Here is a 14,869-nt window from a genome sequence, read left to right as displayed (position 1 = left end):
GAGGTTACAGATCGATCTCGGTCTCAGCGTATTCTTCGGGGAAGACGACGCGGTCGTCGAGGTCCTGGACTTGGAACAGCGGTGCGAGGGCGTTTTCGTTCTCGCCGTTCTCGTCGAACGAGATCGGCGGCATCGCCGCGATGTGGTCGCTGACCTCGATCTCGGAGAGCGCGTCGTTGATATCCTCGGGATCGCTCGAGCCCGCTTCCTCAATGCCCGCGATGATAACCTCCGTCGCCGCGTAGGTCATCGCGACGTTGGCGTCGAACGATTCGTCGAACTCGCTTTCGTACCGCTCTCGAACCTCGCTCGCGCGATCGAGAGTGGGGTTGAGTGCGAAGTTCGTCGGCAGCGCACCCTCGACGGTCTCGCCCATCTCCTCGAGCGCGCCCACGTCGTTGAGCGCCTCGTTCGCACAGCCGGCGATAAATGGGGGCGCGTAGTTCTGGTTGTCCATCGCCCTGACGAGTTCGACCGTCTCCGCCTCGTAGGTCGTTGCGATCACGACGTCCGGGTCCGCGTCGGCCAGTTGCGTGGCTGCTGTGTCGGCCGTCTCGCCGAAGTCGATACTGACCTCCTCGACGATTTCGATGTCTTGGTTCGGCAGTTCCTCCCGGAGGCTGTCCCGGACCGATTGGCCGAAGTCAATATTGATGTAGTACAGCCCCGCCGTCTGGACCTCCTGTCCGGCGTTGCGGATGACCTGTGGCATCAACTCGGCGTGGTCGACCGCCATCTGCGACGCGGGCGGCTGTGGTCGGTAGGCGTACTGCAGGTCGTTGTCTTGGAGGATCGCGTCGTCGACGGAGACGGAGATGACGAACGGAACGCCGGCGCGCTCGGCCGCACGCGTCGCCGCGTTAGTGACTGGGGAGGAGAAACAGCCGGTAATGACGTCGGCCCCGTCGTCGATGAGACTGTCGGTCACTTCGCCCCCAAGTTCCTGATTCCCCTGATTGTCCTCGCTGATAACCTCGAGTTCCGCGCCGTCGAGCGACTCGATGCCGCCGTTTTCGTTCTTCATCATGGCGGCCAGTTGGACCGCGTTGTCCATCCGCGTCCCCGTTCCGCCGAGACTCCCGCTCAGCGGGTGGTTCGATCCGATGACAACGCTGCTCCCGTCTCCGCCGTCCTCCGAGGGATCCTGTCCGACGCATCCCGCGAGACCGAGCGTTCCCGCGGCACCGACGTACTTGATAAATGACCGTCTATCCGATTGGCTGGTAGTCTTCCGCATACATTGCTATCTGAAACCAACCCACATATAAGTTTGCCAAACGAGGACATACGAAGGCAGCGATGCGATTAGAAATAGCGAGTGAGAACCGGCCCGTCACTCGAGACCGAGATAGAGTTCGACGAGTTCGTCTTCGTCGAGCAGTTCGGCCGCCGGCCCGTCGAACTGCAGGCGACCCTGTGCAAGAATGTAGACGTAATCGGCGATTCGAAGCGCCTCACGTACGTTCTGTTCGACGAGGATTACCTGCGCGCCCTGCTCGACGAGCGTCTGAGTCATCTCGAAGACATCGTCGACGAGCGCCGGCGAGAGTCCCGCCGACGGCTCGTCGAGGAGGAACAGCTCCGAGCCGGTCATCATGGCCCGCCCGAAACTCAGCATCATCTGTTGGCCGCCCGAAAGGGAACTGCCCTTCGCGTCGAGTTTGTCCTCGAGATCGGGAAACGCCTCGAGGACGGTGTCGAGCCGTTCGCGACGAACGTCGCGGTCAACGCGGAATCCGCCGAGCAGGAGGTTCTCCCTGACCGTCAGGGAGCCGAAGATGCCGCCGTCCTGCGGGAGCATCACCATGCCGTGTTGGAGGTTCTCGGCGGCGTTCGTCTCGGTGATGTCCGTCTCGCCGAGCGAGATCGAACCCGACCAGACGGGGACCGCGCCGACGAGCGCCTTGAGTAGCGTCGACTTCCCGCTGCCGTTGGGGCCGAAGATGCAGGTGACGCCGTCGTGGCTCTCGACGGAAACGTCGTCGATTACGGTGTGATTGCCGTAGCCAGTGACGATGTCGTCCGCGACGAGTCGGCGCTGCTCGCCGATCAGATCGGCTTCGGTCTCGACGACCTGCGTCGTTGCGCTCGCACCCGTCGCCGCCGCGCTCGAGCCGCCCCCCGAAGTCGTCGCCGCGCCGCCGTCAGCCTCGCTCGCGGACGGGTCCGCGGCTGCACTCGAGTCGGAACCGGCTCCGAGTGCGTCACCGAGTCCGGCGTCGGGATCGGTCTCCGCGCCGAGATACGCCTCTCGGACGCGCTCGTCGCTGGTCACCGTCTCGAAGTCGCCGTCCATCACGACCTTCCCCTGATCGAAGACGGTGACACGGTCCGTGAGTCCGGAGATAACGCTCATGTCGTGTTCGATGATCACGAAGGTCTGCCCCTCCTCGTTGAGTTCGCGCAGGTGATCGAGGATCCGGTTCTGCAGCGCCGGGTTCACCCCCGCGGTGGGCTCGTCGAGCATGATACACTGGGGGTCGAGCATCAGGATCCGTCCGAGTTCGAGGAGTTGCTGTTGGCCGCCGCTGATGTCGCTGGCCTCGTGGTCGGCGATGTGTTCGATCTCGAGGCGCTCGATGATCTCTTGGGCGCGCTCGCGTTTCCCCTCGGTGATCCGGAGCCCGGATCGGAGACCGGCGGTGTAGACGCTCAACAGGTTCTCCCTGACGGAAAGGTCCCGGAACGGAGAGGCTATCTGGAACGTCCGGCCGAGGCCGCGTCGCGCGATCTCGTCCGGCGACGCGTCGGTGATGTCGGTCCCGTCGAAGTAGACCGACCCCCCGTCGGCGTCGTAGAACCCGGTCACCGTGTTGAAAAACGTCGACTTGCCGCTCCCGTTCGGGCCGATGATCCCGTGTATCTCGCCCGCCTCGACCTGCAGGGAGATCTCGTCGTTCGCGATCAGGCTGCCGAACTGTTTCCGTAAGTCCACAGTCTCGAGTATCGGTTCGCTCACGGGCGTATATCAGAGAGTATCCGCTTAAGGGTTTCCCACAGTTCACCGGAGCGTTCCCGGATGATTGTCCCATAACCCACGGCCGGTCGAACAGCCCCGTTCACGCGACGGTCGCGGACTCACAGCGGCCGCGTCGCGCGCAGGAGCCGCTCGTCCGCGGCGCGGTCGCCGCCGATCGGCGCTCGGACGATCGGCAGGTCGACGCCCGCGTCCCTGAGCGCGGCCAGTCGCTCCCTGACGGCCGCTTCGTCGCCGACGACGGCGACGTGGTCGAGGAACTCGTCCTCGACGGCCGCGGCCGCCGCCTCCGTCGTGGGCGCCGCCCGGATCGAGTCGATCATCGGCTCGAATCCCGCTTCCGCGGCTACGCGGTCGTAATAGCCCGGGATGTCGCGGAAGTACGTCGCGACGTGTTCGGCGGCGGCCGCACGCGCCTGGTCAGGATCGTCGGCGACCGACACGAGGACGTACATCGCGACGTCGATATCGTCGACGGCGCGACCCGCGCGGTCGGCTCCCGTCTCGAGCCACTCAAGCGCCGTTTCGAACCGGGCTTCGGGGTAGAGGTTGGGCAGCCAGCCGTCGGCCAGTTCGCCGGTCAGGCGGACGTTACCCGGGCCGAGCGCCGCGTTGTAGATCGGGATCTCGCTCCGGGCCGGATCGAAGGCGTCCCAGAAGGCGGTCCGGTCGGGCGCGAAAAAGTCGCCGTCGAACGCGCCGGGGTCGCCCGCGAGGTAGCGCCGGACCAGTTCGACGTACTCGGCCAGTCGCGCGAGCGGCCGGTCGAAGTCGACGCCGTGGAAGCCCTCGACGACGCCCGGATGGGCGACTCCGAGGCCGAGGATCGCGCGACCGTCCGAGTGGGCGTCGAGGGTCGCGATCGCCTGCGCCGTCGCGGCCGGGGTCCGCGAGAACGGGTTGACGATGCCGGTCGCCAGCCCGATCTCGTCCGTGGCCGTCGCCCACCGCTCGAGTTTCCCGAACGCGGTCTTGCCCTGCCCCTCGGCGGCCCAGACGCTCTCGAAGCCCAGTTCCTCGGCGGTCCGCACGAGCTCGAGGTCGTCCTGCGTCGAGAAGAGGATCCCCGTTCGCTCGGTCATTCGACGATCCCCTCGGCCGCGAGGTCGTTGTAGATGTCCAGCCGCGCGATCTCGCCGTCCTCGATCCGGTAGACGTCGACGTACCGGACGTCATCGAACCGCTCGCCGTCGGCGTCGACGCCGAAGAGGGTACCCTGACTGACGACGACCGCGCCCGCTTCGATCCAATCGGCGTACTCCTTCGCCGCTCGCTCGTATCGGGATGCGAGCCACTCGAGCATCTCGTCGGCCGTATCGGGACCCTCGAACCGCGCTCCGGGGAGGGTGATCACCGCGTTCTCGGCGAAGCAATCGCCGACGGTGTGCCGGCGTTCGTCGTCGGCCATCCGCTCGAAGAACTCCTCGACCAGCGCTCTCGGCGTATCGGTCATACGCGTCGTTCATTCGGCGGCGTGGACTTAACGTTCCCCTCGGACCGGCCGCAGACCACCCCGCTCGGAAGATAGCTTTAGGTGCGCGTCGCCGAAACGAGTGGTATGGTCTCGAGTACCACTCGCTCGCAGCGCCGCGAGCAGCGCGAGCGCAGTCCGATTCGTATCAGCCGATCGTCCGCTGCCGCGCCGACGAGGGACGACTCATGACGACGAGCGCACCCGATCCGGCGAGCCCGTGGGAGGCGTCGATCTTCGACTTCCTCGAGCGACCGATCCCCGAGCCTATCTCGGAACGCGGGGCGATGACCGTCGCCGACGTGCTGGCCGCGACGGTCGCCGGGAGCGCGGTCGATCCGTACGAGGAGGCGTGGGAGTCCGTCGATCTCCCGGAGGGGGCGTCGACGGTCGTCGGCTCGAGTCGCACCACGTCGCCGGTACAGGCCGCCACGCTGAACGGGACGGCGGCCATCGCACAGGAGATCGAGGAGGGCCACAACACTGGCGGTCACGTCGGCTCGGGCATCGTCGTCGGAGCGCTCGCGATGGCCGAACGAGCGGACGCCGACGGCGAGCGGCTGGTCGAGAGCTGTGTCAGGGCCTACGAGGTCTGCGCTCGGCTCGAGGAAGCGATCTTCGCGATGAAAGACCGGCTCAACGAGTCGGTGCCGTGGCTCGTGCGGAACCCCCACGCGACCTGGACCACGGTCGGGCCCGCGCTGGCCGGCGTGCTCTGTACCGACCCCGATCCCGGCGTGGCCCGTGAGGCGTTCCGGTTGGCGGCCAACCGCGCCGTGGTCTCGATGGACGACCCCTACGAGGCGGGCCCGCCGTCGCGGAACCTGACCGCCGGCGCGTCGGCGGGGGTCGGCGTGACGATGGCCCAACTCGCGCGGGCCGGCGTGCCCGGTTCCCCCGACGCGATGCGGGCGGTCTACGATCCGTTCGAGGACGTGCTCCCGGACGGGTTCGACGCCCTGTTCGCCGATCTCGGCGACCGCTGGGCGATCGCGGAGAACTACTTCAAGCCGTATCCGTCGTGTCGGTACACCCACGCGCCCGTCGATGCCCTCCGCGAGATCGACGGGGAGATCGATGCGGACGCGATCGACCGGATCGTCGTCGAGACCTACGCGAACGCGGCCGACATGGCCCACGCCGAGCCGGAGACGCTCACCGGCGCGAAGTTCTCGATTCCATACGTCCTCGCGCGATACGTGACCAGCGGCGGACTCCGTCTCGAGCACTTCCACCCGGACCGCATCGCGGACGACGCGGTCCGGGCCCTCGCCGATCGCGTGACCGTCCGAGCGGCCGACGAGTTTGACGACGCCTTCCCCGAAAGCTGGGGCGCTCGGGTCACGCTGGAGTACGCCGACGGCCGGACTGCGGTCGGCGAACGGGCGTATCCCGCGGGGGACCACCGCGATCCGATCGCGCCGGCGGCGTTCGACGAGCGATTGCGGACGCTGCTCGACTACGGCCTTCCGGATGGGACCGCCGAGGACGCGTTCGCCGTCGTTCGCGATCCGCGAGCGGTCGACACGCGGGAGATCGGTGCCCGGTTGCGACCCTGAGCCGGCCGCCGAACGGAACGAAAACCCATTAGCCTGACCGATTCTCAGGACACCTATGACCGATTCAGACGCGACGCTCCGAGACCTGTTCGATCGCGACGACCTCCTCCTCGCGCCGGGCGTCGCGGACGCGCTCGAGGCGACGATCGCCGAACGGGCCGACGCCGACGCCCTCTACGTCAGCGGCAACGCCGTCGCGACGGCCGTCCACGGCGGGCCGGACGTCGGCCTGACGACGATGTCGGAGACCGTCGACCGCGTTCGCGAGATCACCGGTGCCGTCGACCGACCGGTGTTTTGCGACGCGGACGCCGGCTACGGGAACGCGCTGAACGTCTACCGAACCGTCCACGAGTTCGAACGGGCCGGCGCGGCCGGCGTCCACATCGAGGACCAGCGCGCGCCGAAGAAATGCGGTCACTTCGACGGGAAGCGGCTCGTCGAGGCCGAAGAGATGGTCGGTAAGCTCGAAGCCGCGCTCGACGCCCGCGAGGACGACTCGTTCGTCGTCGTCGCTCGCACCGACGCGGTCGCCGTCGGGGGACTCGAGGAAGCGATCGACCGCGCCCGGACGTACGTCGAGGCCGGCGCCGACGGAATCTTCGTCGACGCCCCGGAGACGGAGGCGCAACTGGCCGAGATCGGTGAGCGACTCGCCGACGTGCCGCTGGTCGTCAACCTCCCCTACGGCGGGGAGAGCCCGATGCTCCCCGCCGAGCGGGTCGCGGAGATGGGGTACGACGTACTGCTCTTCGCGACGACGGCACAGAAAGCGAAGCTACGGCTGCTCGAGGAGGTCTACTCCGAACTCGTCGAAACCGGGAATGAGCGCGGGCTCGTCGACCGGCTCGGCACGTGGGAGGACCGCGACGACGTGACCGACCTCGAGACGTGGCGCGAGCGCGAACGACGCTACGCCGACGCGGAATCAGCCGACCGGGAGTAGCGATCAGTCGGCCGACTCGAGTTTACGTCTCGTGTACGGTTTGAGCCCGCCCTGATCGACGAGGTCCTGCAGGAACGGCGGCAGCGGTTCGGCGTCGTACCGGATCTCCTCGTCGTGATCGTAGACGAACCCCTCGTCGACATCGATCGAGATTTCGGTCCCGTCGTCGATCTCGCCGACGCCCGGACAGATCAACACCGGCAGGCCGAGGTTGATCGCGTTCCGGAAGAAGATCCGCGCGAACGACTGGGCGACGACGCCGGCGACGCCGGCACCGACGAGCGAGAGCGGCGCGTGCTCCCGCGAGGAGCCGCTCCCGAAGTTCTCCCCCGCGACGACGAAGTCGCCGGGTTCGACGCCGTCGGCGAACTCGGGCCGGAGGTCGTTGAACGCGTGCTCGCCGAGTTCGTCCGGATCGCTCGAGACCAGAAACCGCGAGGGAGTGATCTGATCGGTGTCGATGTCATCGCCGAATACCCACGCGCGTCCGGTTCCGTCGACGCTCATCGGACCACCCCCACGTCGGAGACGGCGTGATCGTCGTACCGCGTCGTGTCGATCTCCCGCGGATCGGTGATCTCGCCGTACAGCGCCGTCGCGGCCGCGGTCGCCGGACTGCCGAGGTAGACCCGACTCTCCATCGACCCCTCGCGGCCGGGGAAGTTTCGGTTGGCCGTCGCCAGCGCGACGTCGCCGTCGCCGAGCGCGCCCTGATGGGTGCCGAAACACGGACCGCAGCCGGCGCTCTGGAAGGTCGCGCCCGCGTCGACCAGCGCCTCGAGGACGCCGGTCTCGAGGCACCGCTGATACACCGCCCGGGAGGCCGGGACGACGATCAGGCGGGTGTTCGGGGCGACCCGCTCGCCAGTGAGGACGTCCGCGACGACGCGGATGTCCTCGTAGCGGCCGTTGGTGCAGGTGCCGACGAAGACCTGATCGATGTCCGTCCCGGTGGTCTCGCCGACGTCGACCGCGTTTTCCGGGTTCGACGGCTTCGAGACCTGCGGCGCGAGGTCCGCCCCCTCGTAGGTGTAGACGGCCTCGTAGCTCGCGTCGTCGTCGGCGGCGAGGTCGGGATCGACCCCGACCTCGAGGCCGGCCTGCTCCTCGAGGTACGTCGCCGTTCGCTCGTCGGGTTCGACGATGCCGGCTTTGCCGCCCATCTCGATCGCCATGTTCGAGAGGACGAGCCGCTGGTGGATCGGCAGATCGCGGATCGCGCTCCCGCCGTATTCGGCCGTCTTGTACGTCGCGCCGTCGAACCCGACGTCCCCGATGAAGCGGAGGATGAGGTCCTTCGCGTAGACGCCGTCGGGGAGGTCGCCTTCGACCTCGAAGCGGATCGTTTCGGGAACCCGGAACCACAGTTCGCCCGTGGCGAAGGCGGTCCCGAGGTCGGTCGACCCGACGCCCGTCCCGAGCGCGCCCAGTCCGCCGTAGGTCGTCGAGTGGGAGTCGGCCCCGATGACGAGATCGCCCGGTTCGACGAACCCCTCCTCGATCATCACTTGGTGGCAGATGCCGTCGCTGATCTCGTACTGGTTCGCCCCGTACTCGGCCGCGAACTCCCTGACGATGTTGTGGTTGTTCGCGGCCTGTACCCCGTCTGCGGGGGCGTGGTGGTCGAGCGTGAAGACGACGTTCTCTGGCGCGGCGAGCGCCGCGTCATCGCCGGTCACGTCCTCGAAGACGTCGATGGTCAACGGTCCGGTCACGTCGTGCGTGACCATCGCGTCGACCGTCGCCTCGACGTAGTCTCCGGCGGTCGCGTCCGCGCCCGATTTCTCCGAGAGGATCTTCTCCGTTATCGTTTTTCCTGTCATAGCTGTGGTGGCTGTGTCGAATGTCGGTTTCGTGTCGATTAGTCGGTCGTCGATTCGCCGCCGGCGACCTCGAGTACCTGCTCGCGGGTCCCGCCCATTAACGCGTGGCTCGGCGTCCCCAACTCGAGCCGTTCGGCGACGTCTTCGGCGACGGCGAGCAGTCGGACGAAGTCGACGCCGGTTTCGATCCCCATGTCGTGGAGCATGTTGACGAGGTCTTCCGTCGGCGTGTTGCCGACGTCTCCCAGTCCGCCGGGGAGGATCGTCCCCCCGCCGAGGCCACAGACCGAGGTGTCGAACCGCGAGACGCCACACTGCATGGCCGCGAGCGTGTTCGCAAGGCTCATGCCGTTGGTGTCGTGCAGGTGGACCCCGACGTCCGCGTTCGGATGGTGCTCGTAGACGGACGTGAGCGTCTCCATGATCCCGCTCGGATCGGCCATCCCCATCGTCGTCGCGAGAGTCACTTCGTCGACGCCGGCCTCGAGGACGCGGTCGACGACGTAGCGCGTCCGCGCCAGCGGGATCCGGCCCTCGTAGGGACAGAAGAAGCTCGTGCCGAGCCCCGCCTCGACTTCGATCCCGGTTCCCTCGGCCATCTCCACGATGTTCCTGACCTGCTCTAAGTTCTCTTCCAAGCTCATCCCCTGGTTCTTCTCGCGGTAGGTGTCGCTGATGACGACCAGCGCGTTCACCTTGTCGACATCGGCCTCGATGGCCCGCTCCATCCCGATGTCGTTCGGCACGAGCGCCCGGTAGGTCACGTCGTCGCGCCGATCGATCCGCTCGGCGACCTCGTCGGCGTCGCGCAGTCCGGGGACGGCCTCGGGGTGGGTAAACGAGGTGAACTCGATCTCGTCGATGCCCGTCTCCGAGAGCGCGTCGATGATTTCGACTTTCTCGTCGGTCGGGACGAACTCCGGGTAGCGCTGGAAGCCGTCCCGCGGGAGCATCTCGACGATCGTCGCGGACTCGGGCAGCGTCATCGGATCACGCCCTCCGACTCGAGTTCCGCCAGCACGTCGTCGTCGTAGCCCAGATACTCCCCGAATACGTCCTCGTTGTGCTCGCCGAGATCCGAGCCGAGGTGATCGACGCGGCCCGGCGTCTCGCTGAACTTGGGGATCGTGTTCTGGACCGCCGCCTCGCCGAGGTCGTCGTCGTCGACCCGCACGACCGCGTCGCGGGCCCGGTAGTGTTCGTCCTCCATGATGTCCGCGACGTTGTACACCGGCGCGATCGTCGCGTCGTGTTCCTCGAACGCATCGAGGACCTCCTCGCGGGTGTGGTCGGCCATCCAGTCTTGGATGATCGCGTCGAGTTCCTCGACGTTCTCGAGGCGGCGCTCGTTGTCGGCGAACCGGGGATCGTCCTTCAGGTCCGGCCGGCCGATCGCGTCGAACACCCGCATGGCGATAGGCTGTGCGCTCGCCGAGAGGGCGACCCAGCGGTCGTCGCCGGTTCGGTAGACGTTCCGCGGCGCCGAGGAGGTCGACCGGTTGCCCGAGCGGCGGGCGATCTCGCCGGTCTGATCGTAGGTCAACGGGAAGGGGCCGATCAGGTTGAAGATCGGCTCGATGAGGCTCACGTCGATGTACTGCCCGGTGCCGCCGTTGACGTCGCGGTGGTACAGCGCGAACATCACCGAGAACGTGGCGTACAGCGCGGCGATGTTGTCCGCCAGACCCGTCGGCGGCAGCAGCGGCGGCCGGTCCTCGAAGCCGTTGACGTAGGCGAAGCCGCTCATCGCCTCCGCGAGGGTCCCGAAGCCCGGCTTTTCGGAGTACGGCCCCGTCTGGCCGTAGCCCGACATCCGCAGCATAACGAGCCCCGGGTTCTCCTCGGAGAGGGCGTCCCAGCCGAGGTTCCAGCGCTCGAGCGTGCCGGGTCGGAAGTTCTCGATGAGCACGTCGGCTTCCGAGACGAGGTCGACGAAGACGGTCTGTCCCCGCTCGGAGGAGACGTCGAGCGTCACGGACTGCTTGTTCCGGCTCAGATACTTGTGCCACATGCCGATGCCGTCCTTCTGGGTCCCGAAGTTACGGATGTGATCGCCGTGTTCGGGGTGTTCGACCTTGATCACCGTCGCGCCGAAGTCGGCGAGGAGCCGACCGACGGTCGGCCCGGAGATCATCGATCCGGCCTCTACTACCGTGAGTCCGTCAAGCGGACCCGGAGTGTCGTCTGTCATCGAAGTCGTGTGTGTCGTCGTTCAGTCGCGTGTGTCATCGTCGGGTTGGGTCGCGTATAACGCTGTTCGTGGCGGGGCCGATCGTTCAGACCGGTCGGTCGACGTGGGTTCCCGTGCCGGGCTCGGCCAGCACCTCGCCGTCCGCGTAGGCGAGTTCGCCGCCCGCGACAGTGTGGGTCGGCCAGCCGGTCACGTCCCGGCCCTCGTAGATCGAGTAGTCGGCGACGCTCCGGAGCAACTCGGGCGTCACCGTCTTCGTCTCCTCTAAGTCGACGACGACCAGGTCGGCGTCGCTGCCGACGCGGATCGTCCCCTTCTTCGGGTAGAGGTTCCACGCCTTCGCGGTGTTCGTGCTCGTGACCTCGACCGCGCGCTCGAGGTCGATCCGCCCCTCGTTGACCCCTTCCGAGAGGATCAGCGGGAGCATGGTCGCCGTCGAGGGGAAGCCGAGTTTGCTCTCGCGGATGGTGTCGCCGATCTTCTCGTCGGTCGTGTTCGCGCAGTGGTCGGTGCCGATACAGGAGATGGTACCGTCGGCGACGCGCTCCCAGAGCGTCTCTTTGTCGGTCTCGTGGCGCACGGGCGGGTTGACCTTCATGCGATCGTCGCACTCCTCGGCGGTCAGCGTCAGGTAGTGGGTGCAGGTCTCGCCGGTGACCTCGTAGCCCGCGTCCTGTAGCGTCGCGAGTTCGTCGGCCGTCCGGCCGGCGCTGACGTGGACGGCGTAGAAGCTGTCGTCGTAGTCGTGCTGTCTGGCGAGGCTCGCGCCCGCGACCATGCTCTGGGCCTCGGCGTAGTCGGGGAACTCCTCGACGAAGACCTCGTAGCTCTCTTCCTCGGCGTCCCCGTCCGCTTCGGTCTCGACGTAGGGGTTACCCCCCGCCAGCGCGTTCGTGATCTCGACGTTCTCGGAGTGGTAGCCGAGCGTCGTCTCGACGTCCTGTTCGGCCAGCGTCTCGATGAACGCGTTCCCGAAGTCGTCGCGCATCTCGCAGTCGACGCCGAACTTCTCCGCGGCGGCGTACTTGTAGTTCATGTACCACTTGAACGTCGTGATCCCGTACTCCTCGATGATCGTCGGGATCTCCTCGACGTGGTCGAACGACAGCAGGCCGAGCGAGAAGAAGTAGTCGTGGCGGTAGTTCGACTCGGCCGCCTCGACGTAGTCGTCCATGATCTCCTCGTAGGCACCCGGTCGACGGAAGAAGTTCCCCGTCGTCGTCACGCCGCCGACGAGGTCCGACCGGCTCTCGGTGTTCGCGTCCTCGGCCAGCGAGTTGTAGATCCCGTGGTGGGTGTGCGGGTCGATCGCGCCCGGCAGGACGTGGTTTCCGCCGGCGTCGATCGTCTCGTCGCTCTCGAGCGACCCGCGTTCGCCGATCGCCGAAATCCGTCCGTCGGTCGCGGCGACGTCGGCCTCGAGCAGGCCGTCTTCGGTGACGAGGGTGCCGTTTTCGATCACGAGGTCGTGACCCGTCACGCCGACTCACCCATGCTCTCGAGGTAGTCTTCGACCTCCGCCGTCTCGAGGACTTCCGCGTACTTCATCCACATGTCCAGCAGTCCGATCTTGTGCGAGGCTTCGATCCGATCGAAGATGCACTCCTGTGGCAGGACGACGTCGAAGCCGTGTTGCTGGGCGTCGACCGTCGTCGCCCGCACGCAGCCGCTGGTGGAGTTGCCGACGACGACCAGCGTGTCCACGTCGTTGCGATTCAGCCGGGCGAGCAGGTCGGTCCCGTAGAACGCGCTGGCGTAGCTCTTGTCGATGACCGTCTCGCCCTGCTCGGGCGCGACGGGATCGACGATCGCCAGGTCTTCGTGGTCGGGGTCGTCGTACGAACTCGGGACCACCCGCGTGTACCCGACGGGGATGTCGTTCCCCCGGGCGAACTCGAGGAAGTCCGCGATCCGATCGACCGCGTCCCACGCGATCTCTCCCATCGCGGTCCGGTGTTCCTCGACCGCCTCGAGGATCGGCACGTCGTCGCCGACGATCAGTTCTTGGACGTCGATAACGAGGACCATCGGGTTCTCGCCCGCGCCGCGTGACTCCCACGAGGACGCGCCGTCCTTGTCATAGCCTGCCTTCTCGATAACACGTTTGTCCTGCTCGGATAGCAGGTCTTCCCAGACACGATCCGTCATGTCTTGACACGTGTGATCGGATGACTATAAAGCTGCGTACTCGCCTCCGAAACCCGATATGTTCCGGCGGGACGGCGAGAGAGCGCCGCGCGGACGGGCGCACAGAGGAATCGACCCATCGAGGGAACGACCACCGAGGAGGTGTGGGCGCGCGGCACCGAGTCACACCTCGAGGGAGTCGCCGGCGTGTCTACCGGCGAGTCGGCCGAGTCCGAGCGCGGTAGTCAACCCGTTGCCGCTGAGGTAGCCGTCCGCGCCGTGACCGCTGATCCCCGCCGCGGTGCCGCCGCCGGCGTAGAGGTTGTCGACGACGCTCCCGTCGGACTGCAGGACGCGGCCGTGTTCGTCGACGAGCAAGCCGCCCTGCGTGTGGAACAGCGACCCGACGATCGTCGCACCGTAAAACGGCGGCTCGAGGACGGCGCGGCCGTCGACGCGGCCGACCGAGTCCGGTTCGTCCGCTCGAACCGCCTCGTTGTACGACTCGAGGGCCGCGGCGGTCGCCGACGGATCGCATCCGAGTTCCGCGGCCAACGTCTCGATGTCGGGCGCGCTGACGTACGACCCGAGGTCGACCGCCTCGTCGAAGTCGTCGAACTCGCCGCGGAGTTTCTCGAAGATGCGCTCGTCGAAGAGTTCGTAGCCGACGCCGCCCGGTTGGTCGACGACGTCGATGGCGAGCGCGGAATAGCCCTTAGCTTCATTGCCGAACCGCTCGCCGTCCTCGTTGACGAGAACGCCGCCGTTCATGATGACCGCGTACGTCGAGAGCGCGCCAGTTCCCTGCACGACGGTCGCGTGCCCTTGGAAGGAATCCATGTACGCGATCTCGGCGTCGAGCGCCGCTCCCCAGCGGATGCCGTCGCCGGTGTTGCCGTCCGAGCCGAAGTACAGCGCGTCCGCGATCTCCCCGCAGTTGTTCTCGACCATCCGCCGATTGCCGGCGAAGCCGTCGGTCGCGAGGACGACCTTCCCCGCGCCGATCACCTCCTCGTGCGTTTCGCCGGCGACCGCACCCGCGACCGCGTCGCCGTCCGCGACGAGTTTCGTCACGGGCGTATTCGTGAGCAGTTCGATGTCGTCGTCGGCCTCGATCCGCGCCGCCAGTTCGTCTATCAAGTGCTCCCCGTTCCGGCCGGGCGGCGCATGCATCCGGTAGGCCGAGTGTTGGGGGTACTTGAAATCGTCCACGAGTCGGAGCGTGATGTCCCAGTCGTCGACCAGCCAGTGGACCAAGTGCTTGCTCTCCGCACAGAGGTGTCGCACCATCTCCTCGTCGGCCTCGTAATCGTTCTTCTCGAGGATGTCCCGGGCCATGTCGTCGGCCGTTTCCTCGATGCCCGCGTCGCGCTGAAACCGCGTCCCCGCCGCGGGGATCATCCCCGTCGACAGCGACGTATTGCCACCTAGCCGGTCCGACTTCTCGAGGACGGTGACGGTCCCGTTCGTTCGTTCAGAAGCCGCGAGCGCGGCGACCAGCCCTGTTCCACCGCCGCCGGCGACGAGCACGTTGGTTTCGACGTCGATCGTCACGTCATTGACGGAGACGACTTCGGGTGTGGCATCTTCGATTGTCCGTCGGCTGTAATCGGGAGTCGACATACCGTGTGTATCGGTGCCACCGATACGTAAAGGTATTCACTCCGCTGATTCCGCGGCGTAACGTCGAAACGGCGTCCGATTCGCCACCCCGGAATCTCGCCGCTACACGCTTACATCGGAGGCAGGGATCCGCCGAACTGGTCGTTTCGTTC

13 protein-coding genes are annotated in these 14,869 nt (G+C 66.9%); 2 read left to right on the top strand and 11 right to left on the bottom strand.

The features are described from left to right. Positions 1–4 precede the first annotated feature (4 nt). From C489_RS20050 to C489_RS20035, 4 genes are all read right to left on the bottom strand, one after another. Entirely contained in the window at positions 5–1,237 is a 1,233-nt protein-coding gene (locus C489_RS20050; protein WP_006433219.1) for an ABC transporter substrate-binding protein, read from the bottom strand. A gap of 96 nt (positions 1,238–1,333) precedes the next feature. Continuing rightward, complete coding sequence (locus tag C489_RS20045) at positions 1,334–2,959, bottom strand: ATP-binding cassette domain-containing protein (RefSeq protein WP_049891161.1); 1,626 nt, start codon at positions 2,957–2,959, stop codon at positions 1,334–1,336. Positions 2,960–3,078: 119 nt separating this feature from the next. After that, positions 3,079–4,059 (bottom strand): LLM class flavin-dependent oxidoreductase, encoded by a 981-nt coding sequence (locus C489_RS20040; RefSeq protein WP_006433217.1) that lies wholly within the window; start codon positions 4,057–4,059, stop codon positions 3,079–3,081. Further along, positions 4,056–4,430, bottom strand: a complete 375-nt coding sequence (locus tag C489_RS20035; RefSeq protein WP_006433216.1) for a nuclear transport factor 2 family protein — start codon at positions 4,428–4,430, stop codon at positions 4,056–4,058. The genes C489_RS20040 and C489_RS20035 overlap by 4 nt, the downstream gene beginning before the upstream one ends. 206 nt (positions 4,431–4,636) lie before the next feature. On the opposite strand from C489_RS20035, the gene C489_RS20030 reads away from it, so the two are divergent. Further along, complete coding sequence (locus C489_RS20030; RefSeq protein WP_006433215.1) at positions 4,637–6,007, top strand: MmgE/PrpD family protein; 1,371 nt, start codon at positions 4,637–4,639, stop codon at positions 6,005–6,007. Between the two features lie 55 nt (positions 6,008–6,062). Further along, positions 6,063–6,953 (top strand): isocitrate lyase/PEP mutase family protein, encoded by an 891-nt coding sequence (locus C489_RS20025; protein WP_006433214.1) that lies wholly within the window; start codon positions 6,063–6,065, stop codon positions 6,951–6,953. A gap of 3 nt (positions 6,954–6,956) precedes the next feature. On the opposite strand, the gene C489_RS20020 is transcribed toward C489_RS20025, so the two are convergent. From C489_RS20020 to C489_RS19990, 7 genes are all read right to left on the bottom strand, one after another. After that, entirely contained in the window at positions 6,957–7,460 is a 504-nt protein-coding gene (locus C489_RS20020; protein WP_006433213.1) for a LeuD/DmdB family oxidoreductase small subunit, read from the bottom strand. Beyond that, positions 7,457–8,776 carry a 3-isopropylmalate dehydratase large subunit gene (locus C489_RS20015; RefSeq protein ID WP_006433212.1) on the bottom strand — a complete coding sequence of 440 codons (1,320 nt, stop codon included), beginning with the start codon at positions 8,774–8,776 and terminating at the stop codon, positions 7,457–7,459. The genes C489_RS20020 and C489_RS20015 overlap by 4 nt, the downstream gene beginning before the upstream one ends. A 38-nt stretch (positions 8,777–8,814) precedes the next feature. Beyond that, positions 8,815–9,762, bottom strand: a complete 948-nt coding sequence (locus C489_RS20010; RefSeq protein ID WP_006433211.1) for a hydroxymethylglutaryl-CoA lyase — start codon at positions 9,760–9,762, stop codon at positions 8,815–8,817. Next, positions 9,759–10,967, bottom strand: coding sequence for a CaiB/BaiF CoA transferase family protein (locus C489_RS20005; protein WP_006433210.1), 1,209 nt, complete (start codon positions 10,965–10,967; stop codon positions 9,759–9,761). Before C489_RS20005 ends, C489_RS20010 begins: the two co-directional genes overlap by 4 nt. A gap of 85 nt (positions 10,968–11,052) precedes the next feature. Further along, positions 11,053–12,447 (bottom strand): dihydroorotase, encoded by a 1,395-nt coding sequence (locus tag C489_RS20000; protein ID WP_006433209.1) that lies wholly within the window; start codon positions 12,445–12,447, stop codon positions 11,053–11,055. Continuing rightward, positions 12,444–13,115: an isochorismatase family protein gene (locus tag C489_RS19995; protein WP_006433208.1), complete on the bottom strand. Its 672-nt coding sequence runs from the start codon at positions 13,113–13,115 to the stop codon at positions 12,444–12,446. Before C489_RS19995 ends, C489_RS20000 begins: the two co-directional genes overlap by 4 nt. A gap of 162 nt (positions 13,116–13,277) precedes the next feature. Then, positions 13,278–14,717 carry an FAD-dependent oxidoreductase gene (locus C489_RS19990; protein WP_006433207.1) on the bottom strand — a complete coding sequence of 480 codons (1,440 nt, stop codon included), beginning with the start codon at positions 14,715–14,717 and terminating at the stop codon, positions 13,278–13,280. Positions 14,718–14,869 lie beyond the last annotated feature (152 nt).

Source organism: Natrinema versiforme JCM 10478 (assembly GCF_000337195.1).
GTDB lineage: Archaea > Halobacteriota > Halobacteria > Halobacteriales > Natrialbaceae > Natrinema > Natrinema versiforme.
This window is presented reverse-complemented; position numbering and strand designations above follow the sequence as displayed.

Bases quoted from the DNA above. Each gene is read 5' to 3' on its own strand.
- C489_RS20050 (WP_006433219.1), bottom strand. From the start codon at position 1,237: ATGCGGAAGACTACCAGCCAATCGGATAGACGGTCATTTATCAAGTAC.
- C489_RS20040 (WP_006433217.1), bottom strand. From the start codon at position 4,059: ATGACCGAGCGAACGGGGATCCTCTTCTCGACGCAGGACGACCTCGAG.
- C489_RS20035 (WP_006433216.1), bottom strand. From the start codon at position 4,430: ATGACCGATACGCCGAGAGCGCTGGTCGAGGAGTTCTTCGAGCGGATG.
- C489_RS20030 (WP_006433215.1), top strand. From the start codon at position 4,637: ATGACGACGAGCGCACCCGATCCGGCGAGCCCGTGGGAGGCGTCGATC.
- C489_RS20025 (WP_006433214.1), top strand. From the start codon at position 6,063: ATGACCGATTCAGACGCGACGCTCCGAGACCTGTTCGATCGCGACGAC.
- C489_RS20020 (WP_006433213.1), bottom strand. From the start codon at position 7,460: ATGAGCGTCGACGGAACCGGACGCGCGTGGGTATTCGGCGATGACATC.
- C489_RS20015 (WP_006433212.1), bottom strand. From the start codon at position 8,776: ATGACAGGAAAAACGATAACGGAGAAGATCCTCTCGGAGAAATCGGGC.
- C489_RS20010 (WP_006433211.1), bottom strand. From the start codon at position 9,762: ATGACGCTGCCCGAGTCCGCGACGATCGTCGAGATGCTCCCGCGGGAC.
- C489_RS20005 (WP_006433210.1), bottom strand. From the start codon at position 10,967: ATGACAGACGACACTCCGGGTCCGCTTGACGGACTCACGGTAGTAGAG.
- C489_RS19995 (WP_006433208.1), bottom strand. From the start codon at position 13,115: ATGACGGATCGTGTCTGGGAAGACCTGCTATCCGAGCAGGACAAACGT.
- C489_RS19990 (WP_006433207.1), bottom strand. From the start codon at position 14,717: ATGTCGACTCCCGATTACAGCCGACGGACAATCGAAGATGCCACACCC.